27 protein-coding genes are annotated in these 26,882 nt (G+C 57.0%); 11 read left to right on the plus strand and 16 right to left on the minus strand.

Annotated elements, in window-relative coordinates:
• Window positions 1–270: 270 nt before the first annotated feature.
• The 9 genes from OKW98_RS08570 to arsC all read right to left on the minus strand — a co-directional run bounded on the left by OKW98_RS08570 (window position 271) and on the right by arsC (window position 7,758).
• Window positions 271–1,026, minus strand: a complete 756-nt coding sequence (locus tag OKW98_RS08570) for an AraC family transcriptional regulator (protein WP_265388780.1) — start codon at window positions 1,024–1,026, stop codon at window positions 271–273.
• Between the two features lie 75 nt (window positions 1,027–1,101).
• On the minus strand, window positions 1,102–2,367 hold the full coding sequence (locus OKW98_RS08575) for an NAD(P)/FAD-dependent oxidoreductase (RefSeq protein ID WP_265389678.1): 1,266 nt from the start codon (window positions 2,365–2,367) through the stop codon (window positions 1,102–1,104).
• Between the two features lie 8 nt (window positions 2,368–2,375).
• Entirely contained in the window at window positions 2,376–2,612 is a 237-nt protein-coding gene (locus OKW98_RS08580; RefSeq protein ID WP_237254670.1) for a (2Fe-2S)-binding protein, read from the minus strand.
• Entirely contained in the window at window positions 2,605–3,741 is a 1,137-nt protein-coding gene (locus tag OKW98_RS08585; protein ID WP_265388781.1) for an NAD(P)/FAD-dependent oxidoreductase, read from the minus strand. The genes OKW98_RS08580 and OKW98_RS08585 overlap by 8 nt, the downstream gene beginning before the upstream one ends.
• Entirely contained in the window at window positions 3,738–4,688 is a 951-nt protein-coding gene (locus OKW98_RS08590) for a 4-hydroxyproline epimerase (RefSeq protein WP_265388782.1), read from the minus strand. Before OKW98_RS08590 ends, OKW98_RS08585 begins: the two co-directional genes overlap by 4 nt.
• Window positions 4,689–5,098: 410 nt before the next feature.
• Window positions 5,099–5,773 (minus strand): GntR family transcriptional regulator, encoded by a 675-nt coding sequence (locus OKW98_RS08595; RefSeq protein ID WP_265389679.1) that lies wholly within the window; start codon window positions 5,771–5,773, stop codon window positions 5,099–5,101.
• A gap of 99 nt (window positions 5,774–5,872) precedes the next feature.
• A complete protein-coding gene (locus OKW98_RS08600) occupies window positions 5,873–6,544 on the minus strand; it encodes a DNA-3-methyladenine glycosylase I (protein ID WP_065992830.1) in 672 nt (223 codons plus the stop codon).
• A 258-nt stretch (window positions 6,545–6,802) separates the two neighbouring features.
• Window positions 6,803–7,408, minus strand: a complete 606-nt coding sequence (gene wrbA, locus OKW98_RS08605; protein ID WP_265388783.1) for an NAD(P)H:quinone oxidoreductase — start codon at window positions 7,406–7,408, stop codon at window positions 6,803–6,805.
• Entirely contained in the window at window positions 7,405–7,758 is a 354-nt protein-coding gene (arsC, locus tag OKW98_RS08610; RefSeq protein WP_265388784.1) for an arsenate reductase (glutaredoxin), read from the minus strand. Before arsC ends, wrbA begins: the two co-directional genes overlap by 4 nt.
• Window positions 7,759–7,893: 135 nt before the next feature.
• On the opposite strand from arsC, the gene OKW98_RS08615 reads away from it, so the two are divergent.
• Entirely contained in the window at window positions 7,894–8,361 is a 468-nt protein-coding gene (locus OKW98_RS08615; protein WP_265388785.1) for a TlpA family protein disulfide reductase, read from the plus strand.
• Between the two features lie 44 nt (window positions 8,362–8,405).
• Here OKW98_RS08615 and OKW98_RS08620 read toward each other — a convergent pair whose 3' ends face one another.
• Complete coding sequence (locus OKW98_RS08620; protein ID WP_265388786.1) at window positions 8,406–8,618, minus strand: GNAT family N-acetyltransferase; 213 nt, start codon at window positions 8,616–8,618, stop codon at window positions 8,406–8,408.
• 501 nt (window positions 8,619–9,119) lie between these two features.
• On the opposite strand from OKW98_RS08620, the gene OKW98_RS08625 reads away from it, so the two are divergent.
• Window positions 9,120–10,675 (plus strand): IS3 family transposase gene (locus tag OKW98_RS08625; RefSeq protein ID WP_265387146.1). Its coding sequence is split into 2 segments (ribosomal slippage): window positions 9,120–9,582 and window positions 9,582–10,675, totalling 1,557 coding nucleotides; the frame shifts between segments, so codons are not numbered across the junction.
• Window positions 10,676–11,043: 368 nt separating this feature from the next.
• Here OKW98_RS08625 and OKW98_RS08630 read toward each other — a convergent pair.
• On the minus strand, window positions 11,044–12,027 hold the full coding sequence (locus OKW98_RS08630; RefSeq protein WP_003419163.1) for a LysR family transcriptional regulator: 984 nt from the start codon (window positions 12,025–12,027) through the stop codon (window positions 11,044–11,046).
• A gap of 155 nt (window positions 12,028–12,182) precedes the next feature.
• Here OKW98_RS08630 and OKW98_RS08635 point away from each other — a divergent pair, with 155 nt between their 5' ends.
• Genes OKW98_RS08635 through lysA form a run of 3 tightly spaced genes read left to right on the plus strand, consistent with a single transcriptional unit; the run spans window position 12,183 to window position 15,581 of the window.
• The gene (locus OKW98_RS08635) at window positions 12,183–13,466 is read left to right on the plus strand and encodes a lysine N(6)-hydroxylase/L-ornithine N(5)-oxygenase family protein (RefSeq protein ID WP_265388787.1); all 1,284 of its coding nucleotides are present in this window, start codon (window positions 12,183–12,185) and stop codon (window positions 13,464–13,466) included.
• Window positions 13,466–14,341 (plus strand): DMT family transporter, encoded by an 876-nt coding sequence (locus OKW98_RS08640; protein ID WP_265388788.1) that lies wholly within the window; start codon window positions 13,466–13,468, stop codon window positions 14,339–14,341. Before OKW98_RS08635 ends, OKW98_RS08640 begins: the two co-directional genes overlap by 1 nt.
• 1 nt (window position 14,342) lies before the next feature.
• Complete coding sequence (gene lysA, locus OKW98_RS08645; protein ID WP_265388789.1) at window positions 14,343–15,581, plus strand: diaminopimelate decarboxylase; 1,239 nt, start codon at window positions 14,343–14,345, stop codon at window positions 15,579–15,581.
• Window positions 15,582–15,734: 153 nt separating this feature from the next.
• Here lysA and OKW98_RS08650 read toward each other — a convergent pair whose 3' ends face one another.
• Complete coding sequence (locus OKW98_RS08650) at window positions 15,735–16,460, minus strand: PDR/VanB family oxidoreductase (protein WP_265388790.1); 726 nt, start codon at window positions 16,458–16,460, stop codon at window positions 15,735–15,737.
• A gap of 244 nt (window positions 16,461–16,704) precedes the next feature.
• The gene (locus OKW98_RS08655) at window positions 16,705–17,751 is read right to left on the minus strand and encodes an aromatic ring-hydroxylating dioxygenase subunit alpha (protein ID WP_322114171.1); all 1,047 of its coding nucleotides are present in this window, start codon (window positions 17,749–17,751) and stop codon (window positions 16,705–16,707) included.
• A 154-nt stretch (window positions 17,752–17,905) separates the two neighbouring features.
• On the opposite strand from OKW98_RS08655, the gene OKW98_RS08660 reads away from it, so the two are divergent.
• From OKW98_RS08660 to OKW98_RS08680, 5 genes are all read left to right on the plus strand, one after another.
• Complete coding sequence (locus tag OKW98_RS08660) at window positions 17,906–18,793, plus strand: LysR family transcriptional regulator (RefSeq protein WP_265388791.1); 888 nt, start codon at window positions 17,906–17,908, stop codon at window positions 18,791–18,793.
• Between the two features lie 94 nt (window positions 18,794–18,887).
• Complete coding sequence (locus tag OKW98_RS08665; RefSeq protein ID WP_265388792.1) at window positions 18,888–19,547, plus strand: M24 family metallopeptidase; 660 nt, start codon at window positions 18,888–18,890, stop codon at window positions 19,545–19,547.
• A gap of 27 nt (window positions 19,548–19,574) precedes the next feature.
• Window positions 19,575–19,928, plus strand: coding sequence for a gamma-glutamylcyclotransferase family protein (locus OKW98_RS08670; RefSeq protein WP_265388793.1), 354 nt, complete (start codon window positions 19,575–19,577; stop codon window positions 19,926–19,928).
• Window positions 19,929–20,019: 91 nt separating this feature from the next.
• Window positions 20,020–20,448, plus strand: a complete 429-nt coding sequence (locus OKW98_RS08675) for a TOBE domain-containing protein (RefSeq protein WP_265388794.1) — start codon at window positions 20,020–20,022, stop codon at window positions 20,446–20,448.
• A 316-nt stretch (window positions 20,449–20,764) separates the two neighbouring features.
• On the plus strand, window positions 20,765–21,031 hold the full coding sequence (locus OKW98_RS08680) for a hypothetical protein (RefSeq protein WP_265388795.1): 267 nt from the start codon (window positions 20,765–20,767) through the stop codon (window positions 21,029–21,031).
• Between the two features lie 816 nt (window positions 21,032–21,847).
• Here the strand turns inward: OKW98_RS08680 and OKW98_RS08685 are convergent.
• Complete coding sequence (locus OKW98_RS08685; protein ID WP_416148203.1) at window positions 21,848–22,165, minus strand: hypothetical protein; 318 nt, start codon at window positions 22,163–22,165, stop codon at window positions 21,848–21,850.
• A gap of 207 nt (window positions 22,166–22,372) precedes the next feature.
• Between OKW98_RS08685 and OKW98_RS08690 the strand changes: the two genes are divergently transcribed.
• Window positions 22,373–22,993 (plus strand): tyrosine-type recombinase/integrase, encoded by a 621-nt coding sequence (locus OKW98_RS08690; RefSeq protein WP_265388797.1) that lies wholly within the window; start codon window positions 22,373–22,375, stop codon window positions 22,991–22,993.
• A gap of 637 nt (window positions 22,994–23,630) precedes the next feature.
• On the opposite strand, the gene OKW98_RS08695 is transcribed toward OKW98_RS08690, so the two are convergent.
• Both OKW98_RS08695 and OKW98_RS08700 read right to left on the minus strand, forming a co-directional pair.
• A complete protein-coding gene (locus OKW98_RS08695) occupies window positions 23,631–24,899 on the minus strand; it encodes an McrC family protein (protein ID WP_265388798.1) in 1,269 nt (422 codons plus the stop codon).
• Window positions 24,896–26,491, minus strand: a complete 1,596-nt coding sequence (locus OKW98_RS08700; protein WP_416148443.1) for an AAA family ATPase — start codon at window positions 26,489–26,491, stop codon at window positions 24,896–24,898. Before OKW98_RS08700 ends, OKW98_RS08695 begins: the two co-directional genes overlap by 4 nt.
• Between the last annotated feature and the right edge of the window lie 391 nt (window positions 26,492–26,882).

Below are 26,882 nucleotides of genomic sequence, written 5' to 3' on the forward strand. Positions count from 1 at the left end.
GAGGCGAGGGGTGTTACATAAAGGAGCATGAATGCGCGGCGTGCTTCATTGATGCACGTTGCGGTGCGGCAAAGACGCAGATTGCGCCGTACCGCAATCATCCAGCGGGACTGCAATCATTGTAGGACCGGCTTCAGCCGGGAAAGCGTCAGTCGCCACACTGCAAAAACTACAGCGCACACACAGGCCTCTTCCCGGCTAAAGCCAGTCCTACAAAGGCACCGCGATCATCCAGTGGCATTGGATAAAGCCGGTCCTACAAAACCGCGTTCACTCAGCTATTTTCCGCGAATCCCGATACTCACTCGGCGACGCGCCGGTCAGCGCTTTGAACTGGCGGCTGAACGCGCTGTGATCGGTGTACCCGCAGCGCAGGGCGATCTCGGTGATCGACAGGTCTTCCTGCAACAACCGCGACGCTTCACCCAGCCGCGCCTTGTGAATCATCTGCCGTGGCGTGAGCTGGAAGATGCGCTTGCAGTGCCGCTCCAGCTGGGCGATGGACAGCCCGGCGATGGCGGTCAGTTGCTCAAGGGTGATGGGCCGCGAGAAGTGTTCGCGAATGTACGCGTCCACCTCGACCAGCTTTTGATACGCCGGATGGGTCGTCTGGAGGATTTGCAGATCCCGGGAAATACCCGCCAGCCCGATGATTGCGCCGTGCCGATCGCGCAGGGCGATCTTGTGGGTCAGGCACCAGATCGGCTGATTGCCGTAATAAAGGTGCAGCTCCAGCTGATCGCTCAGTTGCCTGCCATCGGCCAGCACGCGGCGGTCCTGGGCGGTGTACAACGGCCCGAAGCGCGCGGGGAATACGTCCTCGGCGGTCAGCCCGACGATCTGGCTTTTTTCCTTGAAGCCGCAGCGCTGCACCAGCGTCTGGTTGACCAGTGCATAGCGGGCCTGGGCGTCCTTGACGAAAAACACCACACCGGGAATCGCATCAAACAGCGGCGCGACCAATTCCAGGCTGGCGAGCAACTGATCGAGGTCGTGCAAGGGCGCGGTGGGGATGAGGTCGATCATGTTCACGGGCGTGCTAGCCGGCTGGAAGACGGGATTGATGATGCGGCATCTTCCGTACGACGCCTAGCCGAGACATCAACTCACCTCAACAGATTCGCCTTCATCCAGACACGCGAGCGTCGAGATCCGTGCCGGGCTAAAGGGTGGGCGCAACAACGGGGGTTCCCAGCCGAACAGTGTCTGCCCCGCCGTTGCGCAGATGCGCCCCTGACACGCGCCCATCCCGCAGCGGGTGGCGAGTTTGGCGCTGGTCCAACTGCCATGTTTCGCCAGGTCCGCGTAACGCACGTCCTCACAGCGACAGACCAGCGTTTCCGGCATCGCCAGGAGTTTCAGCGCAGGATTCAGACTGAACGCCTTGTTCAGCCGATCTGCAAATTCCTGCCAGCGCTGCCGCTCAGCCCACAAGCCTCGCGCTTTGTCCCGTTCGCCCACCGCCACCAGCCCGGCAATACGGCCCTCGACCAGCGCCAGTTCGCTGCCGCCGAAACCGGTGCATTCACCCGCTGCGAAGTGATCGGCCAGACTCGTCGCCTGCCAGTCATCCACCACGATGGCCTGATCCCGCACGGTACAGCCCAGTGCTTGGGCGATCTCGACGTTGGGCACCAGACTGAAACCGCAAGCCAGACGCTCGCAGGCCAGCTCCTCAATTGTGTCACCCACCTGAACACGCACGCCCTCAAGCCGATCCGTGCCCAGCGCGGCCAGGACATGGGCCGACGTTCGATAGGCGGCACTCGCCAGGGTGATCGCCTGAATCGCCTTGTTCGGCCAGCGCCACAGCCCGGCGGCAAATCCGGCGACGGCGCTCAAGGGCGCCTGCTCGGCGACGCGCACGACCTCCGCGCCATGCTTTTGCGCAGTCGCCGACGACGCCAGCAACAGCGGGCCAGTCCCGGCGATGACGATGCGTTCGTCTTTCACCTGCAGGCCGCCTTTGATCAGCGCCTGCAAGCCGCCGGCGCCGGTGACACCCGGCAGTGTCCAGCCGGGGAAGGGCAGCAGCCGCTCCCGCGCGCCGGTGCACAGAATCAGTCTGTCGTAACCCAAGATCCAGCCGCGCTCGGCGTCCTCCAGCAGCAGTCTTTTCGAACCCGCCAGCGCGACCACCTTGCAGCCGCTGTGCAGGCGAACGTTGCTCAAACCCTGCAACTGCGCACGCATGTGCCGGGCCTGTTTCGGCACCTGAGCATGTGGGCCGTCGCGCCAGATCTGCCCACCCGGCAGCGGGTTGTCGTCGAGGAGGGCGATGCTCAACCCGCGAGGCGCCGCCGCCAGGGCTGCCGCCATGCCAGCCGGACCAGCACCGATGATCAGCAGATCGACATGCTCGGTCATTTTCATGGTCATGGCTGTGTCTCGACCTGCATGCCGTCACGGCAGATCGTCTGGCAGGCCAGCCGGCGCAGGCCGTCGATGCTCACCCGGCATTCCTGACAGATGCCCATGCCACACAAGGGCGCACGACGCTGGCCGCTGACCGACGTTCGGCTGCAGCGATCGCCGCTCGACATCAGCGCGGCGGCCACCGTGGTGCCTTGGGCGAAGCGAAAGGGCTGACCATCGATGCTCAATTCAGGCATGGGCGCGGGCTCCGATAAAGCGTTGCGGCAGATAGGGTTCCAGGTCGAGGGGTGGGGCGGTGCGCAGCATTTGCGCGGCGAGCAGGCGGGCGGTGCCGGTTGCCGTGGTGACGCCGAGGCCTTCGTGCCCGACCGCCAGCCACAGACCGGGCTGATGCGGGTGCTCGCCAATCAGCGGCTGACCGTCGGGGCTGGCGGAGCGAAAGCCGGTCCAGCTGCGAAGGCCATTCATGTCCCCCAGGCCGGGGAGGAAATCCATCGCCCGGCGCAGCATCCTCCCGAGCATGGCGGCGTCGACCTCCGGGTTGTGGTTGTCGAACTGCCGCGATGACCCGATGAACAGCTGGCCGGTCGGGCGCTGCTGCACATTGAACGCTACCGACGGGCCGTTGCCCTTGTGGGCGCTGGTGACGTAGCCCAACTCAACCAGCGTGTGGGTGATCTGCGCGGGGTAACGGTCGGTGATCAACAGGTGGCCTTTCTTCGCTTGCAACGGTAAATCAGGACAGAGTTCGCGGGCGTAGATGCCGCTGGCCAACACGACGGCCGGGGCTTGCAGCCATTCACCACTCGCCAGCCGCACACGATTGCCCTGGACTTCCACGACTTCGGCCTGACGCTGAACCACCCGGGAAGACTGCCGCTGCAACAGCCAGCGGGCGGCGTTGGGCGCGTACAGAATACCGTCGCCACTGACCTTCAATGCGCCGAGCAGGCCAGATCGCAAGGACGGCTCGGCGTTCGCCAGTTCGGCGCCGGACAGCAACTCGCACGCCAGTCCGTATTCGCTTAACGCCGCATGCTTGCGCTCGGCTTCGGCCATTTCTTCCTCGTTGCAGGCCAGCCACAGGGTGCCGTTGGTACGCATTGCGCAGTCGTCCGGCATCTGCGGCGTCAATTCGCGCCAGGCCCTGACCGAATATTCCCCCAGCGCCAGCTCGGCAGCGCTATGGTCCAGCACCACCAGATGGCCCATTCCCGCAGCAGTCGCGGCGGGGCGCTGACAATCCAGCACCAGCACATGCAAACCTTGGGACGCCAGCTCCTCCGCACACGCAGCGCCGACGATGCCGCCACCGATGACGATCACATCAGCGGCATGGCCTTGCAGCGTCGGTGCTTCAGTCATGAGCGAATGCCCCAGGCGAATGGATCTTCGTCGTCCAGCAGCAAAGTGGCCTCGGCGCTGATGTAGGCGCGGCCGCGAATGGTCGGCACGATGCGGTCGCCCGTCTGCCGCTCGCCGTGTTCCCAGACGAAACTGCCTTCAAATTGACTGCCGATCACGCTGGCCTGTTGCCACAGTGTATTGGGCTGAAGTTTGCCGTCCGCCGCCAGGCACGCCAGTTTGGCGCTGGTGCCGGTGCCGCAGGGCGAGCGGTCGTAGGCTTTGCCGGGGCAGAGCACGAAGTTTCGGCTGTCGGCGTGGTCGTCGTCGGCGAACAGCTCGATGTGGTCGATGACGCCGCCGTCTTCACCGCGAATGCCCTGGCTTTCCAGCGCCTGCCGGACCTTCCAGGTGTAATCGGTGAGGGCGTCGAGGTTGTCGGCGGCGACGCTCAGGCCGTGGTCGGCGATCAGGAAAAACCAGTTGCCGCCCCAGGCGATGTCGCCGGTCACGCTGCCCAGTTCAGGCACCTCGACGACGAACTGTTTGCGGTAGCGGTAGGAGGGCACGTTGTCGACGCTGACCGAGCGGTCGTCGTGCAGCGTGGCCTGAACCGTGCCGACCGGGGTTTCGATGCGGTGCACGCCGGGGCCGATCTTGCCCAGATGCGCCAGCGACACCACAAGCCCGATGGTGCCGTGGCCGCACATGCCCAGGTAGCCGCTGTTGTTGAAAAAGATCACCCCGGCGCAGGCCTCGGGATCGACCGGCTCACACAACAGCGCACCCACCAGCACATCGCTGCCACGCGGTTCGAGCACCGTCGTCGCCCGCCAGTCATCGAACTGTTCAGCCAGAAGCTGACGCCTCTCAGCCATGCTGCCCCGCCCAAGATCGGGAAACCCGTCGAGCACCAGCCGCGTCGGCTCGCCGCCGGTGTGAGAATCGAGGATCTGGATGCGTTTCATGTATTCCCCTGTCGGACTGTGTCTGGAACTGGCTATTGCGTACACCCGATGTCACTGGCTACCCCGATCCCTGTAGGACCGCCTCCAGCCGGGAAAGCGTTGGTCGCCACGTTGCAAGTTTTGCGGTGTTAACGCTGGCCTCTTACCAGCTAAAGCCAGCCCCACAAAAACCGCTGCGTACACCCGATGTGCTACCCCGATCCCTGTAGGACCGGCTTCAGCCGGGAAGGCGTCGGTCGTCACGCTGCAAGATTTATGGTGTTCACACTGGCCTCTTCCCGGCTAAAGCCGGTCCCGCAGAGATCAGCACGGCGCGGTCACGATTGCATGTCAGGGTGCCGCGAACGACGACCGGGGTCTTGACCGATTTCACCCTCGTCAATGACGAAATCGGCACAGTGGCCCGTCGCTCAGATCTCGCTGAGAACCGCGTGGGGCAGGTGGGCGTAGAGGGTTCGGCAGACGCCGATGATGTGGTGCTCGATCAGTTCGGCGGCTTTGTCCACGTCACGATCGGCACAGGCGTTGAGGATCTCGCGGTGTTCCAGGTCGGCGCGCTCTTTGCCCTCGTCGAAGCTCATCTGCACCCGCAGGTAGCGTTCAACCTTGTCGTGGATCGAACGAATCATGTTCAGCAAAAACGGCCGCTGCGCCGCTTCATACAGACAGGTGTGGAACGCCCAGTTCAGCTCGGCCCAGCGCCCGATGTCGTCGTCGCGCATGAACTCGTCACAGATGGCCCGGGCCCGATCCAGCTGAGCAGTGGTCATTCTCGGCACGGCGAGGCGGATGGCTTGCACTTCCAGCAGCACCCTAACTTCGAAAATCTGCGCCAGCTCCGGCTCGGAAATCCGCGTGACCACGGCACCTTTGTTGCGCTGGAACTGCACCAGCCCTTCGGCTTCCAGACGCTTGAGGGCTTCACGCACGGGGATCTTGCTGACGTTGAACACGCGGGCGATGTCGTCCTGACGAATCGGTTCGTCCTCGGCGAACTGGCCGGAAATGATCGACTCGCGCAGGTGCTTGGCAATCACCTCGGACGCGGAGGGCGCGACACCGAGGTTGGGGGCGTCAGGAAGCAGAAAAGGCACGCGAATGACTCGAAAGGGGCGGATGCCGAATATTGTATACGACCTCCGATTTGTTACGCGCTGTGTCTTTTCTGTCCGCCGGCTAAACGATCAATGGTTGGCGGTGTACGACAGCATCATCGACAGCTGACACATCGGCCGGCCGCTGTCCGCATGCCACTGATTGAACGCCGCTTGCACCGCCGCCTGATCGCGCTGACTGCTGGGCACCCGATCGACGATCTTCTGCGCATTGAGCGCAGCTACCACGTCATTGCTGGGGATAAAGGTGTCCTTGCCGACCATCCGCAGAAAACGCGGCGACGACAACCCGCCCATCTGATTGCCGTGCTTGAACAGGTAACGCCACAACCCGACGATATCGGTGACCGGCCATTCGGCGATGAAATTGCCGAAGCTGCCGTGTTCGTGGGCGATGTCGAGGATCAACTGCGCGTTGCGCGGCACGCTCTTGAGCTTGCCCAGGTGGCGGATGATCCGCGCGTCCTGCATCAGGCGTTCAAGGTGATCGCCGCCCATCAGCGTGACCTTTTCCGGATCGAAGCCGAAGAAGGCCTGCTCGAAAGCCGGCCATTTGGCGTCCACCAGGCTGTGCTTGAGGCCAGCACGAAACACCCGTAGCGCCATGGTCGACAGGTAACGGTCGTCGCTGAGGGCTTTCAGTTTTTTCGGCGTGGCGGGGGTCGGCAAATGCGCCTCGAGGGCGGCGACGGAACCAAAGCGGTTGAGACAGTATTCATGGAGCCATTTGTAGTCTTGCATGCCCTCTCCAAAACAAAATTCATGTACGCGATTGCTGACCAAAACCCGTTGCCGAATGTTGACGCCGTTCCCCTGTAGGAGCGCGCTTGGTCTGGGCCGCATCCGGACGAATCGTTGCGTCAGTCGATAACGACGTCTCAGACAGATCGCAATCGACCGGATGCAACCCAGACCAGGCGCGCCCCTACAGCGCCCTGTGTTTGACCCGGTTTGAGCAAGGGGTTCCAGCAATCGCGCGCGAGCGACACCTTGGGCGTTCTAGCCCTTGGGCGGATCAAGCAACAACGCAGTCTTCGCCAGCCGCTGACCCAGCGCGCGGCACAACGCCGTCTCATGCTCATCCAGCGCGCGCTTGCCGTCCGCCCCGGCGTGATGACTGGCGCCGTAAGGCGTGCCACCACCACGGGTTTCGATCAACGCCGCTTCGCTGTAGGGCAGGCCGCTGATGAGCATGCCGTGGTGCAGCAACGGCAGCAGCATCGACAACAAGGTGGTTTCCTGGCCGCCGTGCAGGCTGGCGGTGGATGTGAACACGCTGGCCGGTTTGCCCACCAGTGCGCCGGTCAGCCACAGGTTGCTGGTGCCGTCGAGGAAGTACTTCAACGGCGCCGCCATGTTGCCGAAGCGCGTCGGGCTGCCGAGGGCCAGGCCTGCGCAGTTTTTCAGGTCGTCGAGGGTGGCGTACAAGGCGCCCGCCTCCGGAATGCTCGGCGCCACGGCTTCGCAGTCAGTGGACACCGCCGGCACCGTGCGCAGGCGCGCTTCCATGCCCGTCATCTCGACACCACGGGCGATCTGCCGGGCCATCTCGGCCGTCGCGCCGTTACGGCTGTAAAACAGAACCAGAATGTACGGCGCGCTCATGGCAGGATCTCCAGGATGTTTTCCGGCGGACGGCCAATCACAGCCTTGTCGCCGACGACGAGAATCGGGCGTTCGATCAACTTGGGATGCGCCGCCATGGCGGCGATCAGCTGCTCGTCGCTCAGGCCGGTGTCGGCCAGGTTCAGGGTTTTGTACTCGTCTTCACCGGTGCGCAGCAGTCCGCGAGCACCGATGCCGAGCTTGCCCAGCAGGTCGCGCAGTTGCGCGGCATCGGGCGGGGTCTCGAGGTAATAAATGATGGTCGGCGTCAGGCCGCGGGCTTCAAGCAATTCCAGCGTGCCGCGGGATTTGGTGCAACGCGGGTTGTGATAAAGCGTGAGATCGGTCATTTGCGGGTCGCATCTTGCCTGAGGTGGCGGCTATTCTACCCGCGTCACGGTAACGACCGGTAACACGCGGTGAGCGATGCGCAGCCGGCGTCGCGTCTCTCTAGAAAGAAAGAGCATCCAGAAGGAAACAGCATCATGGCAAGGCGATTGGCAGCGGCGGCAGCACTGATTGGAAGTCTGTTGCTCAGCGGGTGCGGCGTGGACCTGGGCACGGACCAGAACGGCGAAAAAGTCGCCAGCAGCCGCGTCGACAAACACTGGCTGGTGGTCAATTACTGGGCCGAATGGTGCGGCCCGTGCCGAACTGAAATCCCCGAACTGAACAAGTTATCCGAGCAGGTCAAAGACCAGAACGTCAGCGTGTTCGGCGTCAACTTCGACAACCTCCAGGGCGAAGACCTGAAAAGCGCTAGCAAGGCGCTGGGCATCACCTTCACCGTGCTGGCCCAAGACCCCGCCGATCACTACGACCTGCCGAAAAGCGAAGCCCTGCCGGTGACCTACATCATCGACGACAAGGGCAAAGTGCGTGAGCAATTGATGGGCGAACAGACGGCGGAGGGGGTGGTGCAGAAGCTGACGGAGTTGAAGGGGAAGGGCTGAGGCAGATCAAGTCAGCTTAGTTGCGCCACGGCATTGCTCGCTGATTAACACTCATCGGCCAGAAGCGCCCAGCGCTCGTGATCGCACCACACTCCGGCGATCTGAAGGTATTTCGGGGAGAACCCCTCTTTCCGAAATCCGAGACGTTTGACCAGCGCGATTGAACGCACATTTTCAGGTTGAATATTGGCCTCAATACGGTGAAGACCCAGCTCTTCAAAGGCATACCTCGTCGTCAGTTCTACCGCCCGGGACATTCTTCCCGTCCCGGCAAACGAGACCATGCCCCAGTAGCTGAGGTAGGCGTTCTGAAAGCCTTTATAGAAAATCTAGCTCAGGTTTGTCACTCCAACAATCTGACCCGATTCTCTGTCGCGAGCCAGTAGCCCAACGCTAGCGCCTGTGGTTTGAGCGGAATACCACTCCTCGAACCCTGAAGCGGTTGTGAAGGGCTGTACCCAACGACCGTGGTAATCCGGGCTTTCTCGATTCGCGTGTAGAAGCTCGTCTAGATCGGTGCGTGTTACCCGGGCGAGCTTAACGTTTGACATTTCCATACTATTCTCTCGTTACTTGCTTTCCCGATGGCTCTCCGGATTGCTGACGCTTTTGTCCCCGGGGTCATGTGTGCTGCCAACCTGTGATTTTATGATGAAGACGAAACCACACTGAGTCCAGTCAGACCCCCGGTGTCAGGATAGTTGTCGCCTCTCCGGTTTTTCCTAAAAAAGTATATCGGGGGCGGAAAGAGACTGGTCGTGCCGTACTATTCACCTGAACGCAGAGCCGCATTACTCAAAATGCTGCTTCCCCCGCTGAACCTGTCGATGGCCGAGGTTTCCCGGCGCGAAGGGGTCAGCGAAATGTCTTTGTCCAACTGGCGCAAACAGCTCAGTTCTGAAGGAAGTGCAGTGTCCGAAAACAAGCCGTTGACCGAGAACTGGTCAGCCGAAACCAAGTTTGCTGTCGTGCTTGAAGCCGCCGGTTTGTCCGAGATCGACCTGGGTGAATACTGCCGCCGCAAAGGCCTTTACCCCGAGCAAATCACGGCCTGGCGACAAGCCTTCATCACCGGCCAGAAATCGGAAAAGGCCCTGCAAAAAGAAGAACGAGACCAGGCGCGCAAAGACAAGAAACGCATCCAGGAACTTGAGCGCGAACTGCGCCGCAAAGACAAGGCGCTCGCTGAAACAGCCGCGTTATTGGTGCTGCGAAAAAAGCTCAACGACTACTGGGGAACGACCGACGACGAGGCCAACTAACGTCTCTGCCAGAGCGGCAGTTACTCGTGGCCTGGCTGGGCGAAGCGGTCGCGGCGGGAGCCAGAAAAATCAGGGCCTGTCGGGAAGTTGGTCTGTCGCTGCGCACCTTGCAACGGTGGACTCAAACAGACGCTATCCAGACCGACGCCCGTACGACGGTCACACGGCCAACGCCACGAAATGCGCTGACCGAGGCAGAGCGACAGGCCATTGTGACGCTGTGTAACAGCCCGCAGTATGCCCACTTGCCGCCAAGCCAGATCGTGCCGCGCCTGGCCGATCAAGGGCGCTATCTGGCGTCGGAGGCGACGATCTATCGTGTCTTGCGAGCGACGGGGCAACAGCAACATCGAGGCCGTAGTCAGCGCCCCAGACGGTACGCCGCACCAACGACGCATGCGGCCAAAGCGCCGAACCAAGTGTGGTCGTGGGACATCACGTACCTGCCGTCGCCGATACGCGGCCAGTTTTATTACCTCTATCTGATCGAGGATATTTACAGCCGCAAGGCCGTGGGCTGGGAAGTCTATGAGGCGGAAAGTGGCGAGAAAGCCGCTGCGCTGCTGCAACGCAGCGTGATCGGTGAGCAGTGTTTACAAGACCCGCTGGTGCTGCACTCGGATAACGGCGCGCCGATGAAATCGGTGACACTGCTGAGCAAAATGTACGACCTGGGTATCACCCCGTCACGTGGCCGACCGCGTGTCAGCAACGACAATCCGTACTCGGAGTCGTTGTTTAGAACACTGAAATACTGCCCGCAATGGCCGCAGGATGGTTTTGCCAGTTTGGACGCCGCACGCAGCTGGGTGAGGGACTTCATACGGTGGTACAACAACGAGCACCGACATAGCCGTATCCGGTTCGTCACACCGGCTGAGCGGCATCGAGGACTGGATCATAAAGTCTTGGCCCAGCGACATGAGCTGTACGAACGAGCCAAGGAAAAAAGACCGGAACGGTGGTCAGGCCGGACGCGTAACTGGGAACCGATCGGCACCGTGCTGCTGAATCCGGATCGAGAGCAACAGGTCGAGAAAAGAGCAGCATAGTTAGACGGTGACGCGACAACTACCTTGAAAAACGCCGCTTCCTGCCAAACGCAATCGCTCGCTGCGGATAGGACTACCCAAGAAACTTTCCGAATGAGTTCAGTATCGTTGCCAGCTCGTCTAGTTCCTACTAGATGTCAGCAGGGTAAAAAAGTCCATAATGAGGTCATCTAATTGGTTTCTTGGCCTCAATTTCACCGATGATGAGTCGAGCGAATTTTTGGGTTGGACAAGTTGATGCTCAAGCCCCCTCTGGTCGAAGGCTCATCAAGAGTCAAAAAATGGGCGCTGCGGCAGGGATTGTAAGACATGGATGCACTGCTGATTCACCATCGTACGAAGTGGATTTTCGCTTCGAGCGTTGGACGTTAGCTTGGACGCGCATCAGATAAATCGGCTCCTTTTTTCAGATGTGGAGATTGAGCAGATGAGTGTCTCTTATCTATCGCTGCCAGTCGGACATCAACTAACGCTGCCTGCTCCCGCAATGCATCTTCAAACAAGCTCACCAGTGGAGATGCCGGGCGGTACAGGGGCTTTACGAGGCTGACTGTGAACGGTATTGATGCTGTGAACTGCCTGATTTCCAAGCCTTGCCCAACGAATTCAAGTGCGGTCAACGGGTTGACGATGGCCAAACCGACGTGCTCACGAACCATCGCGCAGACTGACGCTGCACTGTGGGTATCCAGCACCATCTGCCGCTCCACCTGAGCCTGAAGGAATATTTCGTCGATCTGCTGTCTGTAGCTGTCAAGGTTAGACAAGCTGACGAATGGCTGGGAGTCGAAGTCCTTAGGTTCCAATGTATGTTTCTCCAGAAGTGGGTGACCTACCGGCAAGACGCAAACTTCATCAACGACCATCAAGGGTACTAACTCTGTCCCTGGGGGAGCCGTTGCCGCTTCAGTCAGCCCAAGGTCATAGCGCTGAGCCGACAGCCATTCTTCCAGCAATGGTGATTCTTGCGGCGTGATACTCATGCTGGCTTTAGGGAACTGTGCGAAGAAGCGCTGGCAGGCTCTAGGCAGCAAGGATTGAGAGAACACCGGTAGGCATGCGATCGACAACTGCCCGTGCTCGAACTCCCTCAACGACGCCGCTGCATTCAGAATCCGCCCCAAGCCAAAGTAGGCTCGTTGCACCTCTTCGAAAAGAGAAAGGGCTTGAGCCGTAGGTCGCAAACGACCACGCACGCGATCGAACAGTTTAAGTTGGGTCAACTGCTCGAAGCGAGCCAGCTCCCGGCTCACAGTAGGCTGGGAGGTATGCAGCATCGCAGCGGCTTCTGTCACGCTGCCTGAAGTCATGACTGCTCGGAAAACCTCTATGTGGCGCAACGTGGCTGACATGAGCTGGAACTCGCGGATTCTGATAATCCCATATCATAAATGAATAGAGTTGGTGAATATTGATATTTTATGGGGGATTTGTCTTTCTCCATCATGCCGCCTACCGCGCGATAGCACAGTCGATGCACACGCGCTAACCAAGGTAGGGAAGACCGATGGACAATCAAGTATTCGATGCCCTAGGAGTAGGTGCGGGTCCGTTCAATCTCAGCGTTGCAGCGCTTCTTCATCCGATAAAAACTGTTCGTAATTGCTTTCTCGAAAAGCAGACCGAATTTTCTTGGCACGCCGGGATGCTTTTACCAGACACAACTGTTCAGAACAGTTTCCTCAAAGATCTCGTCAGCTTTGCTGATCCAACAAGCGCCTTTTCTTTCCTGGCTTTTCTTCATGAACACAAGCGCCTCTACCAGTATGTGAACGCTGGTTTTCAAAGAACTGCTCGCCGAGAGTTCAACCAATATCTGCAGTGGGCGGCCCGATGCCTACCAGCGGTGCAGTGGGGCGAAGAGGTGAAAATGGTGAAGTCCCATTCTTTGGGATTTGAGGTTTTCACTGAAACTCATACATACATCGCCCGCAACTTGATTGTCGGCACCGGACCGCGTCCATCGGTACCTGTCATGGCAAGACCTTTCTTGGGGGAGCAGGTCTTTCATAGCAGCGACTACCTGTTCAATCGACAGTCGCTGAGTGGACGACGGATTGCGGTCATCGGCGGTGGCCAAAGCGGGGCTGAAATCGTACTCGATCTGCTGGGACAGAGCGAAACACCCAGCGAAATCGTCTGGTTGAGTTCGCGTCCGAATCTTGCTCCGCTAGATGAGTCTCACTTTGCCAATGAGCTGTTTACCCCTGCCTATGTGGAATATTTTTGGAGTTTGGAGAAATCAAAAAAACACCAGTTGCTCGCGCAACATACGTTAACGAGTGACGGTATTTCTCCAGAGACCCTGGAAGCGCTTTATCAAAGACTCTACCAACTTCGATTCGTAGATCACGGCGCACCCTGTCGATTGATGCACTCACGCAGAGTAGAAAACATAAGGCCTGCCGACGGCGCATATCTACTGGATGTAAGAGAATTGGACACCGAACGCACGGAGGTTCTTGGTGTAGAGCGCATTGTATTGGCCACGGGGTACAGACAAGACGCTGTACCTGCAGTCCTGGAAAACTTACTGGATGACATCGAGTTTTCAGACGATGAACCGGTCGTTCACCTGGACTTTTCGCTCGGGTACCGGGGGGCTGGGAAGATTTTTTTGCTCAATGCCGCTAGGCACAGCCACGGAGTCAGTGAGCCGAATTTGTCTTTGAATTCTTGGCGTGCTGCCACCATCGTCAACGCTATCGTTGGCTATGAGCACTATGCGAGCCCTCATACTCATTCAATGCTTGAGCTCGGACATTTCACCAATAGAGTAGGCGTTTCCTGATGGCCCCTTACTTATATGTCTTGGCGGCCGCTTTTTTATGGGGGACTTCGTTCGTCGCCGGAAAAATGGCCTTTGGCGTGGCTGATGCCCCGCTCATTGTTTTAGCGCGCTTTACGATGGCAAGCATTTTCTGGCTGCCGGTATTTCGCTCAGCTCTTGGCAGTATTCCCCGGGCAAGATGGGGAGCGCTGTTGCTGCTGTCATTTTTGATGATTCCAGCAACCTTCCTGCTGCAGTTCATCGGGCTGCGATACACAAGTGCTACCAGCGCAACGCTGATGATCGGCTTTGAACCCTTGATGGTGATGCTGTTCGGGTGGTTGATCTGGCGAGAGCAGATGACCTTGCTCAACCTAATGCTTGCTGCTGTCGCCTTGATAGGCGTTCTGCTGGTGATGGGCTGGCCTGATGGAGCCAACTTCGTGGGCTGCCTCCTGGTCTTGATCTCGACGGTGGTGGTTGCTATCTGGGTTCGTTGGTCAAAGAGTTGGATGCAGGGGCTTTCGGTCAATGCCTTTACTGCGCTGACAACTGTGTCAGGGACCGTAATGCTCATTCCGTTTGCCTTGCTCATGACTAACGATTGGCAGGTCAACTTTTCCTCTCAAGGGGTTGCAGCGTTGCTCTACCTGGGCATTGGTTGCAGTTTGGGGGCTGGCTGGCTTTGGAACATGGGGATCCGGTCTATTCCAGCAGACTCAGGCGGCATGTTTTTAGCGCTGGAGCCTGTTTTCGGAGTCATATTTGCGGTCGCTCTTCTGTATGAACCCTTGAGCACAACAACCCTTGCGGGTATCGGTCTCGTTGTGCTCCCGGTGTTTGTTATCTCTTTCCTGCCTGTGCTTCAGGCACGCCGTTCACCTGAGGCTTGCTGATATGAAATCATTCTCCGATAGTCTTTTATCTAAACTGGCGGCTCAATATGGCACCCCTTTGTGGGTTTACGACGGCCAGATGATCCAAGAGCGTATTAAGCAGTTAGCTGCCTTCGATACCGTTCGCTTTGCTCAGAAGGCCTGCTCCAATCTTCATATCCTGAAATTGATACGCGACGCCGGGGCGCTGGTGGATGCAGTGTCGCTCGGCGAAATTGAGCGTGCGCTACTTGCCGGTTTCGCCGCCGGGACTGCGCAGGGAGCTTCCGGCGTCGTATTCACTGCCGACGTTTTTGATCGAGCTACAATACAGCGAGTGGTCGAGGCGCAAGTGGAAGTTAATGTTGGTTCACTCGACATGCTACGTCAGTTGGGACCGCTTTCACCCGGCCACCGCGTATGGCTACGTATCAATCCAGGCTTCGGTCATGGGCACAGTCGCAAGACCAACACCGGCGGCGAAAACAGCAAACATGGGATATGGCATACCCAGTTGGATGAAGCGCTGACTCTGGTCCGTAGCTTCAATCTGCATCTTGTCGGTCTGCACATGCACATCGGTTCGGGCGTTGATTACCAGCATCTGAATCAGGTCTGCAGCACTATGGCGGAACTGATAGTCGGCATGGATCATGACATTGAAGCCATATCAGCCGGAGGAGGCTTGTCAGTCCCATACCGTCCGGGCGAACAACCAGTCAATGCTGATCACTACTTTGCCCAGTGGGATTACGCCAGGAGGCAAATTGAGCGCCATCTAGGGCACCCGGTGCGCCTTGAAATCGAGCCAGGACGCTTTCTGGTTGCCGATGCTGGTGTACTCGTGTCAGAGGTACGCGCAACCAAACAGATGGGCAGCAACCACTTCACGCTGGTTGATGCGGGATTTAATGATCTGATGCGCCCCTCGCTTTACGGCAGCTATCACGAAATTTCTTTGATTTCCTCACGTGATAGGCCATTACCCATTCAGGAGACCGTGGTTGCGGGTCCTCTTTGCGAGTCGGGTGACGTTTTCACTCAGTCAGAGGGAGGGATAGTGGAGTCACGGCTGTTACCCGTTGCTCAGGTAGGTGACTATCTAGTGCTGCATGATACGGGGGCTTACGGCGCATCTATGTCCTCAAACTACAACAGCCGGACCCATGCGGCTGAAGTGTTGGTTTATGGCGATGAGGAGCGCCTGATCAGAAAACGCCAGCCATTAAGTGCCTTATTGGAGCTTGAAGAAGGCAGTTAAGCGCGTAAGGCAGTAATACGATCGTCAGCACCGTTGTGATAGACAGCCTTTCAGCGAATCCTCAGTGCCAGCTTTTTACTGACGATTCGCTTCTGGAGGCCCGAAGGACGTTTTTCAAGAAAGCCGTTCCCAGGGCGATGATGTCTGTATTGGCTAGAGATCCAGAACCAGTAGAGCTGATAAACTTCTTGAACAGCAAAGCGTCATTTGGTTGCCCAACGCTCGTTCTGCGTCACTTAGCACCATGTCCAGGTGTTCCGGCTGACCCGATAGAACCCCGGTGATGCAAGCGCCGCACATGCCCTGCTCGCAGGAAACGGGCACATCTACCCCTGCGTCGATCAGTACGTTAGCGATGGAACGATCCTTCGGAATTCGATAGACCGCGCCAGTGGATTTCAGCTCTATTTCGAATGCGCCCAGGTTGTACTGAGCAACCAATGGGGCTGCCGAAAATGCCTCTTTGTGAACGCAATCGGCCGCCCAGCCGAGCTGGCTGACTCGGCCCTCTACATGATTCATAAACTCGCCAGGGCCGCACAGGTAAACGCGTTGGCCAGGGCCAGGATGACTCAGTTCCTCTGGTAAATACTGGCGAGGACTACGGCCGGCATCGCTATGATGGAGGTGAACGTGGGTCTTGCCATAAAGCATTTCCAGTCGTTCTCTGAAGGCAACGTCCGCTGCTGTGCGGGTGTAGTAGTGCAGCGAGAATGATAGCTGCTTGCTGAATAACTCTGCCGCCATCGACGCCAACGGCGTAATGCCAATTCCCGCAGCGATCAGCACATAGTGCTCGGCAGGCTTGAGGGTAAAAAGGTTGCGCGGTTGCGAGATTTCCAGTTCGTCGCCTTCAGCCAGGTATTCATGTATGAACAACGACCCGCCACGCGACCTTGGTTCTCGCTTGATACACAACTCATAGTGGTCTTTGATGAAGGGTGCGCTGGCGATGGAGTACTGTCGAATCAAGCCGCTGGGTAGAAACACGTCAATGTGTGCCCCAGCCTCAAAAGGTGGTAGCGTGTCACCCGGCATAGGCTCAAGACGAACACCTATGTTCGATAAGCCTTGCGCTGTCTTACGAGCCACTCTGACCCTTTGTCGTGTCATGACTAGCTCCTCAACTCAAAAAGAATTGGCTAAGGCCTTGGCTCCGCAGACCTCTGCGATAAGCAATGGAGCTCATATCGGCGGGGATATGAACTTCTAGCGTCGGATCAAGCGGTAGGCGTTCCGGTTTCTGCGACTCGACAATCAGGCGGTCTTCTTCGAATACGCGCAGGTTGAATGCGTATACGTCTTTCACCGAGAGTTCTTTGTCGAAGTTCCGTGCTATTGGGGCAAACATCCGTGTCACCTTTGCTGAGACCGGGGACGCGGCGTTCATGATCACCAAGCGTCCATCCTCTGGAAAGTGGACGGTAAGCGTTGCAGTGAACGGCAGGTGTACTTCGAAATGGCGCAACCAGTTAAAGCCTTCAGGTGCTTTGCCATCTACCCCGATGGGATAGTTGCCCACGGTACTTCGGTAGTGGGCCTCGAAGCCTTTCGCCGTTTCTACAGGACGATAAGGGGTGATTTCCGTGTTGTTGGGATCACCGAAGGTGTCAGTGTGAACAAAGCCGAAGTGCGCTACATCGAGGAATCCCTCCAACTGGCGCCCTGCGAATGCCTGGATATCGATAGTCGGGCAAATTATCTGCTGAAACTCCGGCTCATCCCAATGCGGCATATTCGGAATGTCGACAACGTCATCCTGCGGGTCGAGACAGGTCCAGATTAGGCCGTAGCGCTCAACTGTCGGATAGGTGTAGAGCTGCATACGAGTAGGAATGGCAGTATTTGGGCTGGCGGGCACTTTATTGCAACGACCGCCATTACCGAAACGCAGACCATGGTAGGGACAGATCACCCCTTGCCCATCGCTTTTCCCCATGCTTAACGGCACGCCACGGTGTGGGCAAACATCCCGCGCCACGATCAACTCATCGCCTATTCGATAAATCACTAACGGCTCGTCCAGCAACATGGCTTTGATCGGCTCCGCACCCACAGCAAGGCTCTGTGCGATGGGATACCAGTGCGCGGCCAGAATACGCCAGTCGCTTTCTATGAATGTGCAGTTCAGTGGGAGTGTCCGGTCTTTTATCATTTTGATAAGTCTCATCAGTTGCTGTGCACGGTCCGATTCAAAGCGGTCTGAGGCGCTTTAGCGATGGACTTTAGAAGGCCCACGTGATGAACTCAAACACCGTTTTTTCACTATCGCGGTGCAAAAAAGACAACGCATGTTTCCCTTCTCTCGCTTTACCCGATACTTCATGGAAGTCGTTAACCATCGCAGCATTCGACGGGCTGCCGAGGTACTGCATGTATCGGCATCAGCCATCGATCGACAAATTCTGAAGGTGGAGCAAGAGCTCGGAGTGCCGCTATTCGAGCGCTTGCCAAGTGGCTTGAGGCTCACAGCGGCAGGCGAACTTCTGTTGTCCAATACCCGCCACTGGCAGAAAGACTACGTCCGTACCCGCGAGCAAATCGACGAGATGCAGGGGTTGCGCAGAGGTCATGTAGAGATCGGACTGATTGATGCGCTGAGCGAAGGTATCGTCGTGCAGGCCGTTTCAGTGTTAATGAAGCAATACCCTGGTCTGACCTTCGGGATGAAGGTGGCCGACAACCAGAAAGTAGCGCAGATGATCGCGTCAGCTGAGGTCGATTTCGGCTTCGTACTGGATGCGGAGAGCAACGCAGAGTTGGCCGTCAGTGCCAGTACCGAAATCAAAATGGGCATTGCCATGCCGATCACCCATCCACTGGCAGGCAAGAAAAACATTCGGCTCAGCGAGACACAGCATGAAACCGTCATATTCCCGGCCGAGCCCTTGGTCGTGCACAAGCATGTAAGAGCGCTGCACAGCCTGTTGCATCTTGATGTCAGGCAGAGAGTCGCCTGCAACGACTTACGCATGATGCGTTCGCTGATTCGCCAAGGTGTGGGTATCGGCATGCTGTCATGGCTTGATGTCGCCAGTGAGGTGGCAGAAGGCACCATTGCATTCGTGCCGCTGACAGGCATCCATGTGAGTCATCCGGTGCTGTCTATTTGCGTTGCGCCACATCGACAGCTGTCCAAAGCAGCGCTGTTGGCGCTGGGGGATTTGACCGAAAGAATTAAGAGTCTGGCGATGCTTCAGGCGAACAATTGATCGGGTGACGGCCAGTTTGAGGTATTTGCATTGGAGATGATCGCTATATATTTAATAACATAGCAAATGATGTCAGCCAGCAGAGGAACAGGCCGTGAGTGCACCATCTAAAGAGGCTGTCGGTTTAGCCTATAGCATCGAGGCCATGTGCCACGCGCAGGCCATGACCTGGGAAGCTATTCGTTTGCTGTCGATGCGTATCCAGCCAGGGATGCGGGAGTCCGAAGCAAGAGAACTTGGCAAAGAGGTTCTCGCGCAGCTTGAAATGCAGCGTATCTGGCATCCGTTACTGGTTCGTTTCGGTGTCAATACGCTCAAGACGTTCAAGCAGCGCTCCGAGGTTGACCCGGTTCTGGGCGAAAACGATATTTTTTTCATTGATATGGGCGCTGTCTGGCAGGGACACGAGGGCGATGCGGGTGAAACCTTCACTGCAGGGGATGATCCGGAAATGAAGGCCTGCGCCGCAGCGGCCAAAACCTTGTTCGACCGGATTCAAGCGCGTTGGAAAAATGATCGCATCGCAGGACTTGAACTGTACCGATACGCCGAGCAACAGGCGAAGGACATGGGCTGGCAGTTAAACCTCAGTATCAAGGGCCACCGCGTGAGCGATTTTCCACATGCCATTCACCGTGGCGGCGACCTGGGTGATCTGGAGCATTGTCCGAATGCTGGATTGTGGATTCTGGAGATCCAGATTGCCCATCCAAGCAAGCCCTATGGCGCATTCTATGAAGACCTGCTTGCTTAACTATTTGTGTCCAATGAAGAGAGATCAATGAACGATTCCACTGCATGTCCCGTGCTTTTGTTTTCCTACGGCACGCTGCAAGACAAAGCGGTCCAGATTGCGAACTTTGGTCGTGAACTGATCGGCCATGCCGACCATATGCTCGGCTATTCGCAATCCTGGGTCGAAATCACAGACGCCGAGGTGCTGGCGGCGAGTGGTAAGACTCACCATCCGATCATCGCGCCCAGTCTTAATGTCGAGGACCAGGTGGCGGGGACCGTATTCCAGATTACGGAGCTAGAGCTTGCAGCTGCTGACGCCTATGAAGTGGCGGATTACAAAAGGGTGTCGGTGGCATTGGCATCGGGATTGAAGGCTTGGGTATACATCCAGGCGTAATTCTTAAGCGCTATGGTTGCATTCACCCTACGCGCTTCCTGATTATGACGAGCAGCTTTTAAGTTCTCCTCGATAAAAAGGTAATCGGTCAATGAAGGTCAGTGCACGCAACGTTTTCAAGGGTACGGTCAGTGAAGTTCAGAATGGCACCGTCAATGCTGAAGTGGTGCTGACCCTCGCCGGCGGCGAAACATTAGTGGCTGTGGTCACTTTAGCAAGCATCAAGAGCTTGGGTATTGCGGTCGGCAAGGAAGCCATTGCGCTGATAAAGGCACCTTGGGTAATGCTAATGACTGAGTCCAGCGATATTCGCCTTTCAGCGCGTAATTGCCTGGAAGGGAAGGTCAGCCGAGTCAGCGAGGGTTCGGTCAACTCCGAAGTGGTTGTTCAATTGTCGGGAGGCACGGAGGTGTTTTCCATTGTCACCCGCGAAGCGGTCGACGAGCTGGGACTTAAGCCTGGTGTCAGTGCCACGGCAGTGATTAAGGCATCTCACGTCGTGCTGGGTGTACCCGCCTGATTGTCTGTGATTCGCCGGTTTACCCGTACCGGTGAATCAACTCCCCTTAATACGTGGTTTCGGTTTTCTGATGCCTTGTTGCGGCGCTCATCGAGAGCGTCGATGCACCACGAGCGACATCCTTCCATTCCCGTAGAGCTCACGTTCACACGGTGACTCTTGCCCGGTTAGCACCCGTGCTCCTTGAGGTGTGCATCGTCTCGGCAACGGTCTCTGAACACATTGATTTCAGGCAAGAAATCAACAGGCTGTTGTCGCAATGCCTTTCGCTATGTTGTTATCTATATAGCGATCAATTGAGCTGAGCAGGATTTTGATGAGTGACAGAAGCTACCCGTACAGCGCATGGCTGCTGACACGGAATTTCCAGTTGCTGGAAGTCGAACTCGTGGGCCAAGGATTTGCTAACAGCGCATATGACCGCACTGATAAAGGCCGTAACTACCACGTTGACGAGCTTTTCCTCACGAAGGCTGAAGCCGTTGCTTTCGGTGAGGCCAAGCTTGCAGCGCTTGCCGGGGAGCTGGAGAGACGTCAGGAAGGACTGCTAAAGCGACGGTTGGAGTTGCAGAGGTGCAAATGAAATTCGCTTTCTCAGAGGCCGTCTGGTCCGGGTCGATAGCCGCCTATCGTGAAGGGCTGCGATCGACCCGCAGCCGTCTGTGAGGAGACAGAACATGGTTTCGCTGCGCTTGGTCATTTAGTCACGATGTTTGAGGCCGATTGAGGCGTGGCAATTTCGCGATTCGATACTTCCTTGTCTGTAAGGCCAGCACGCACGTTCTTTCATGCTCGGCGACTGCCGGACGATCGTCAGCTTCGGTTTCTGCGGAGCCTCTGGCCGTGGCGAAAGATCGGAGTTAACTCGAAAAGCGACCACATTGTCAGCGCCTCTAGGAATGAAGTTCTGATCATTGAAAACCGTTTGCCTAGGCGCATTGTCTGGTAAGCGGATTTCCGATGATGCTCGAAGCCATGATGAATCGAGGTCCTGCCTCGGCGGCGTCGGATTTACGACAGTCAGTTGTTCTTCTCGTCCAGTCGGGCTCTCCGTCCGCTTGTATGCCGAGTCGAAGCTTGGGGCACGGCCAATCAACTGAAGTGTGGCTACCGTCCCCAAGCTCGCGATTAGCAGACAGATCGTCATATAGAGGACGTTATGTTTGTGATGCCCTCGGATGATTCGCTCAGGGGCATCGCTGATGTCGGCTTTCATATCCATTCTCCGACACGTCCTTGAAGACCTAGAATCGTCCATTTTCTTAGGCGCTCTGCTAGCAAGAGCACTGGTTTGCGGATGCAACGGATTCTCGGCCGGATTGCATCATATCAAGCGCGATGCGCACCGAAGGTCTCTAGCCAACAGCGACCAGTCATGACGGTGTGTAGTGTATTTCCGTTACGTCGACTTGACCGATACAACTTCCACGTAGCGGTATTTCCTCCTGGCTGCCTTTGTGGCTTCCTGTTCCGCCAGTAGAGTACTCAGGGTATCGGCCTCATGTAGGATTTCATAGGTCTTGCCTTCAAACTCGTTGCTTACCCGGAGTGTAACCAGCAGCCTCGGGGTGAAGGTCTTGGCAGGCTTCTTTTTTGCCGCCTTTGAGATGGGCGCAGCAATAATTTCCGCCTCGACCTCTGTCAAGGATGGCGGGCTTACTCGCGCGGATATGTGAACGTTCCCGAACAACGCTTGACGCATCTCTTCTTCGGTCATTTCTCTGTCCATGTGACTTCTCAGAGTTTCATAGTAAAACCGACGGGATTCTACCAGCTAGTCCTGGCCAAAAAGTGGCTGCCATGGGGATTCGAACAGATACGAAATCCGTATACAGCCAAGGCTAGCTAATTCGATTGGATACTCCGCATCTTTTACGATCGGACTCAGCAATCCTTGAACCTCCTACAGATAGGAGGCTTTTCCATGAAAACTGTAAAACCAACGAATAGCTTACCGTGGAACAAGGGGAAGCTAGTCGGTCAGAAGTCGCCACTGCGCCTGCGAGACATCTGGGGCATCCGTATCAGGCTGGAGCTTGCCGCGAAGGTTAGGGACCTAGCACTCTTCGATCTGGCGATCGATAGCAAGCTGCGAGCATGCGACCTGACCAAGCTGCGAGTTCGAGATGTCGCGCACGGAGCCAATGTATCTTCACGTGCCATCATCATGCAGCAAAAAACTCACCGACCTGTGCAGTTTGAAATCACGGCTCAGACCCGAGCAGCCCTCGACGCGTGGTTGAAACAAGCGCGGCTGAAGAATGAAGACTACCTTTTCCCTAGTCGCCAAGGTGCATCTCCACATTTATCTACGCGTCAATACGCGCGGATCGTGAAATCCTGGGTAGCGTCCATCGACCTTGACCCCGTGTCATATGGGACCCACTCAATGCGGCGGACCAAGGCATCGTTGATATATCGTCGAACCAAAAATATCCGGGCTGTACAGATACTACTGGGCCACACGAAGCTGGAAAGCACCGTCAGGTATCTCGGTATTGAAGTAGACGACGCGCTTGAGATGGCAGAGCAAACAGAGGTATGACTAGACAAGGACGGTGGTGTCAACCGCTGCCGTCCTTGAAGAGCTACCCCCTGAAGCTATCTACGATCTCGTGTAGCGTTATCCAAGGAAACTCGGACTCCGACCGATGGTCTGGGCAGCGCTCGGTGTGTAGAAACTCCTGTTCCGCATCCATCAACCGCTGTTCTTCCAAACAACCACGGCAGACCAGTTTACCGTCTGCAATCTGAAACGAAGAGTTCCACTGAAGTAGCTTGTGCTCTATATCCATGGCGCCATCCTCTCGCTCCGGTGAACCTCTTCAACGTACTCTTTTGCAGCGGTGTGTAAACGCTCAATCGGGTTACCTCGTTTGAGGGGGGGCTCTACAGAGTGGCGGCTGACGGCCAATCGTTGCCTGTCGCCGCCACCGGCAGCTTTTGGCCGTTAGCAGCCCTTAATGGAGGTCTGCTTCGGGTCGAAAGCGGCAAGCCACGACCGGCCGCTTTCGACCCAAAGCAGTCGGTCAGCAGAGACAGAAACCGGCCAGAAACAGTCTCAGCAATAAGGGAGTCAGAGGCAGGCGACAATTTCAGTTGCACATACCCGTGGTCTGCTCCCGACTTGTTAAGTCCGATAGGCTGTCCAGAGAGAGTAAGCTCCCCTGTCATGCAAAAACTCAAGATGGGGCCCGCTCCCAATCCCCTCTGACACCCACCAGTTGATCATTCAATAGGTCGAATGGCACCACCTGAAGCGTAACTCCACCAAACTCAAACGGCACCAGCGCCTCTTGAAATGCAGCCCGTTTCGGATAAATCAGCATCATGTCGCCGCTTACGCCTAAGTAAGTCTTTCCGTAAGCATACATTTGATAAAAATCACTCTGTCGCAAACCGTATTTGTTACCGCGATCAGAGGCGTTCAAGAGCTTCCACTTAGTATCCAGCACCCAGGTTTTCTCTGCCTTAGTGATTAGAAAGTCCGGCCGTAACTCGAACATTTTTTCCCCACCCTGTTCGCACAAGTGGTGACGCCGAGCCTGGTTCTCGATTTGCGCACCTGGCGCCAATGCACTCTTCAACCAGGCCCCCACGTAGTGTTCAAAGAGTTTCTCCATGGGAAACAGCAAACTGATGCCATGCCACTTCCCCGCAACAGCCATAGGCATTTGCTGTCTGAGGATCAACTCGCACCATGGGCGAATCGGTTGGTAGTGAGTCATCAGGCGATCAGTACGCCAGGCTTTGAAGTCGGCCTTGAGGTCGCGGCTGAGGGGGACTTCGTTGAACTGCTCACGCAGCTCATGGGCGAGGCGCCAATTGGCGGGGTGTTGTGTGGTTTTGCATACCAGATGCAACGCATTCTGGAGCAGACGGTTTTCGGCACGGTCTGCGCTAAACAGGTCGTGGCGAATCTGGAAATGGTGCTGGCGCCCAGGGGGCTGGCGTAGTTGAGCAACGACGTTGAGTTGGCCCCGTAAATAGCTTTGCTCCTCCTCTACCCTCCGATAGTCGAAGCGCACTCCGCGTTTGATCAGGTGGTCGAGGTGCGCGAGAAATTGGCCGATTACCCATTCGGTCAGTGGTGACTTGAAATCCGAAATGGAGGTCGGGCCAAGTTCCCGGGTGGGTAGTTTCAACGCCCGCTGTAGCATCTTGCGCAGCAACTGGCGGCTCTCGTCCAGGCAATCGGTTCGGTCGGTGTTTTTGGGTAGGATCTCTATGCGCGTGCCGCAAGGTGTCTCGACGACGCCAACGTAGCTGTCAAGCTTCAGCCAGCGCCGCCCCTCGACCTGAACCAAGGTGGAGCCTGCCTTGGTGAAGGACGCGTTTATCTTGCATAGCCAATCGAACGCGCTCGCACTGATGCAGGCGCGGTCAAGGCTGTTCTCTACCTCATCGGTTGTCAGCCGCGCGTATTCGCGCACGACGATATTTTTGATCACGACAAGGCACCGACGTTATCCTCAGTTACCTTTGCAGGCGATTCTGCCTCTACGCGGATAATCCCCCGGAAGGCCGTTATACGGGCAAAGGCATGCCTGTTGATTTCCCAACTCCCGCCCTCACTGGGCAACTCGACAGTGGTACCGAACAGGTCGCTTATGTCCCGCGACTTTCTCTGCACAAAACGCTCATCTTCGTGCTTGTTGTGATCGTTGAGGACCCACTGGATGCGCTGCCAATCTTCGAAAAAATACTCTTGTAGCAAAGGCAACACTTGTGTGCGGAAGATGCTCGCCAGTTGCGGGAGAGTTGAATCATTGGTCAGGGCCATGAAGTAGGCATGCCCTAGGCAGTGGTCGCGGTCGAGCAGTACCTCAATACGCTCGTTCATGACTCGTAGCAAATGACCGATATTAATGCCTGCAACATTGATCCCATCAAGCAGTTCCGGCTCGGGCGGCATTTCAGTGAATGAGAAGCGGCGGCGTAGGGCGATATCGAGACCGGCGAGCGACCGGTCGGTGGTGTTCATGGTACCGATCAGGTAGACGTTATCCGGCACGCCAAACGGCAACTTGGAATAAGGCAAGTTGACCCGCAACGCCTCCGCGGCACCAATACGCTTGGAAGACTCGATCAGGGTGATTAGCTCACCAAAGATCCGCGAAACATTGCCCCGGTTGATCTCATCAATGATTAACACATGGGGCAAGGGTGTTGCCGCCTCGAAATTCCCTGCGAGAGGCTTGGCACCTTCCGAGTCGAGGTAGCTCAGCAGGCTGCCCCAGTTAATGCGCTCCAGTTGATAGACCGTCTTTTGGGTCAACCTGCGACCAGCGTTGATAGGCAATATCGAGAGGTTGAGATCGCGGTACAGCCAGTGCACCGAGCGCACATGATTGTAGTTACTCTCGATGCCGGCCGGCGTGCCTGGGTCGTAGCGGTAGTCGCTGGTAATTACACCCACCGCAGCGATGGAGGTTGCTGAGTGGAGGCAAACCACCACGTCGCCTTTCTTCATGTCCTTCTCGAAATAGCTCAGGGTGCCTTGGTTACCCTCGCGTAGGCCCCTGAAGTATTCGTTGCGTTCGGGTTCATTCAAAGACCCGGTCGCTCCCCACCCGATGCGCATCTCGCCGTGGTCCAGGCAATAGGTTTTGGAGCGGTTGTTGCCCGAGCCATCAATTGAAACCTTCCATACCCTGGCGGTGGGCGAAATCTCGATATCGAGCAGTTCGGGTTGCCCTGCCGCTGCTTCGCATACACGTTTGAAAACACCAGCTTCGATGGTGTAACCAAGGCCGCCTTCCACGATGTCGGCGCGCAGTCCCTCGACGAAGTCTTCATAGCTGAAACTTTGGTGGAAGGTGACAAAGTTGATTTGCCCGTTGGCAACGAATTCATCAAAACGGCGTTTCAGGTCTGACCTTTTTTGGGTCTTATCCGCAAGGACTTCCGGTGCCAGGATCTGCAATGCAGCATTGACAGTGTGGAAGGTTTTACCGGTGCCGGGCGGACCAAAGAGTATCTGGTTAAGGGGGATATCTGCGTTGACTACACTGGCTGCTGGCTGCTGGTTGGGAGGAGGCATTTCATCGTCCATGATCTGAGTGGTAGGATATTCATCCGGCCATTTACCGGTGCGTCTCGTAGAGGGTAAAGCCTTCGTAAAGCTGCTTTCCTGGAGACGTATACGTGTAGCCGGCAGTAGGGTTTCCCATTCGGAATCGCGAGCATCGGCGGTGACGCGGCGCGAGAAACTGATGTTCAAGCCCGAGCCATTAGGTACCACCCAAGCGAAGCAGGCCTCGGCGCGGCCTCCGCCGCTGCGAATGCCAAGGCGGATCTGGCCATCTCCAATGGTCCAGAAATCCAGGCCCAAGTCGTGGGCATCGAGTACGAAATGGGCAAAACTTTCTTGCGCCTCTTGCGGCCAACCTGATGCTTCGAGGGCCCTCAGCTTGTTACTTCGCTGAAAATGC

This window comes from Pseudomonas sp. KU26590 (assembly GCF_026153515.1).
Classification (GTDB): domain Bacteria; phylum Pseudomonadota; class Gammaproteobacteria; order Pseudomonadales; family Pseudomonadaceae; genus Aquipseudomonas.

Bases quoted from the DNA above. Each gene is read 5' to 3' on its own strand.
- OKW98_RS08585 (WP_265388781.1), bottom strand. From the start codon at position 3,741: ATGACTGAAGCACCGACGCTGCAAGGCCATGCCGCTGATGTGATCGTC.
- OKW98_RS08630 (WP_003419163.1), bottom strand. From the start codon at position 12,027: ATGTCAGCCACGTTGCGCCACATAGAGGTTTTCCGAGCAGTCATGACT.
- OKW98_RS08655 (WP_322114171.1), bottom strand. From the start codon at position 17,751: ATGAGACTTATCAAAATGATAAAAGACCGGACACTCCCACTGAACTGC.
- arsC (WP_265388784.1), bottom strand. From the start codon at position 7,758: ATGACCGATCTCACGCTTTATCACAACCCGCGTTGCACCAAATCCCGC.
- OKW98_RS08575 (WP_265389678.1), bottom strand. From the start codon at position 2,367: ATGACCGAGCATGTCGATCTGCTGATCATCGGTGCTGGTCCGGCTGGC.
- OKW98_RS08640 (WP_265388788.1), top strand. From the start codon at position 13,466: ATGGCCCCTTACTTATATGTCTTGGCGGCCGCTTTTTTATGGGGGACT.
- OKW98_RS08600 (WP_065992830.1), bottom strand. From the start codon at position 6,544: ATGCAAGACTACAAATGGCTCCATGAATACTGTCTCAACCGCTTTGGT.
- OKW98_RS08670 (WP_265388793.1), top strand. From the start codon at position 19,575: ATGAACGATTCCACTGCATGTCCCGTGCTTTTGTTTTCCTACGGCACG.
- OKW98_RS08690 (WP_265388797.1), top strand. From the start codon at position 22,373: ATGAAAACTGTAAAACCAACGAATAGCTTACCGTGGAACAAGGGGAAG.
- OKW98_RS08700 (WP_416148443.1), bottom strand. From the start codon at position 26,491: ATGCCTCCTCCCAACCAGCAGCCAGCAGCCAGTGTAGTCAACGCAGAT.
- wrbA (WP_265388783.1), bottom strand. From the start codon at position 7,408: ATGAGCGCGCCGTACATTCTGGTTCTGTTTTACAGCCGTAACGGCGCG.
- lysA (WP_265388789.1), top strand. From the start codon at position 14,343: ATGAAATCATTCTCCGATAGTCTTTTATCTAAACTGGCGGCTCAATAT.
- OKW98_RS08570 (WP_265388780.1), bottom strand. From the start codon at position 1,026: ATGATCGACCTCATCCCCACCGCGCCCTTGCACGACCTCGATCAGTTG.
- OKW98_RS08660 (WP_265388791.1), top strand. From the start codon at position 17,906: ATGGAAGTCGTTAACCATCGCAGCATTCGACGGGCTGCCGAGGTACTG.
- OKW98_RS08620 (WP_265388786.1), bottom strand. From the start codon at position 8,618: ATGTCCCGGGCGGTAGAACTGACGACGAGGTATGCCTTTGAAGAGCTG.
- OKW98_RS08635 (WP_265388787.1), top strand. From the start codon at position 12,183: ATGGACAATCAAGTATTCGATGCCCTAGGAGTAGGTGCGGGTCCGTTC.
- OKW98_RS08580 (WP_237254670.1), bottom strand. From the start codon at position 2,612: ATGCCTGAATTGAGCATCGATGGTCAGCCCTTTCGCTTCGCCCAAGGC.
- OKW98_RS08680 (WP_265388795.1), top strand. From the start codon at position 20,765: ATGAGTGACAGAAGCTACCCGTACAGCGCATGGCTGCTGACACGGAAT.
- OKW98_RS08685 (WP_416148203.1), bottom strand. From the start codon at position 22,165: ATGACCGAAGAAGAGATGCGTCAAGCGTTGTTCGGGAACGTTCACATA.
- OKW98_RS08590 (WP_265388782.1), bottom strand. From the start codon at position 4,688: ATGAAACGCATCCAGATCCTCGATTCTCACACCGGCGGCGAGCCGACG.
- OKW98_RS08675 (WP_265388794.1), top strand. From the start codon at position 20,020: ATGAAGGTCAGTGCACGCAACGTTTTCAAGGGTACGGTCAGTGAAGTT.
- OKW98_RS08615 (WP_265388785.1), top strand. From the start codon at position 7,894: ATGGCAAGGCGATTGGCAGCGGCGGCAGCACTGATTGGAAGTCTGTTG.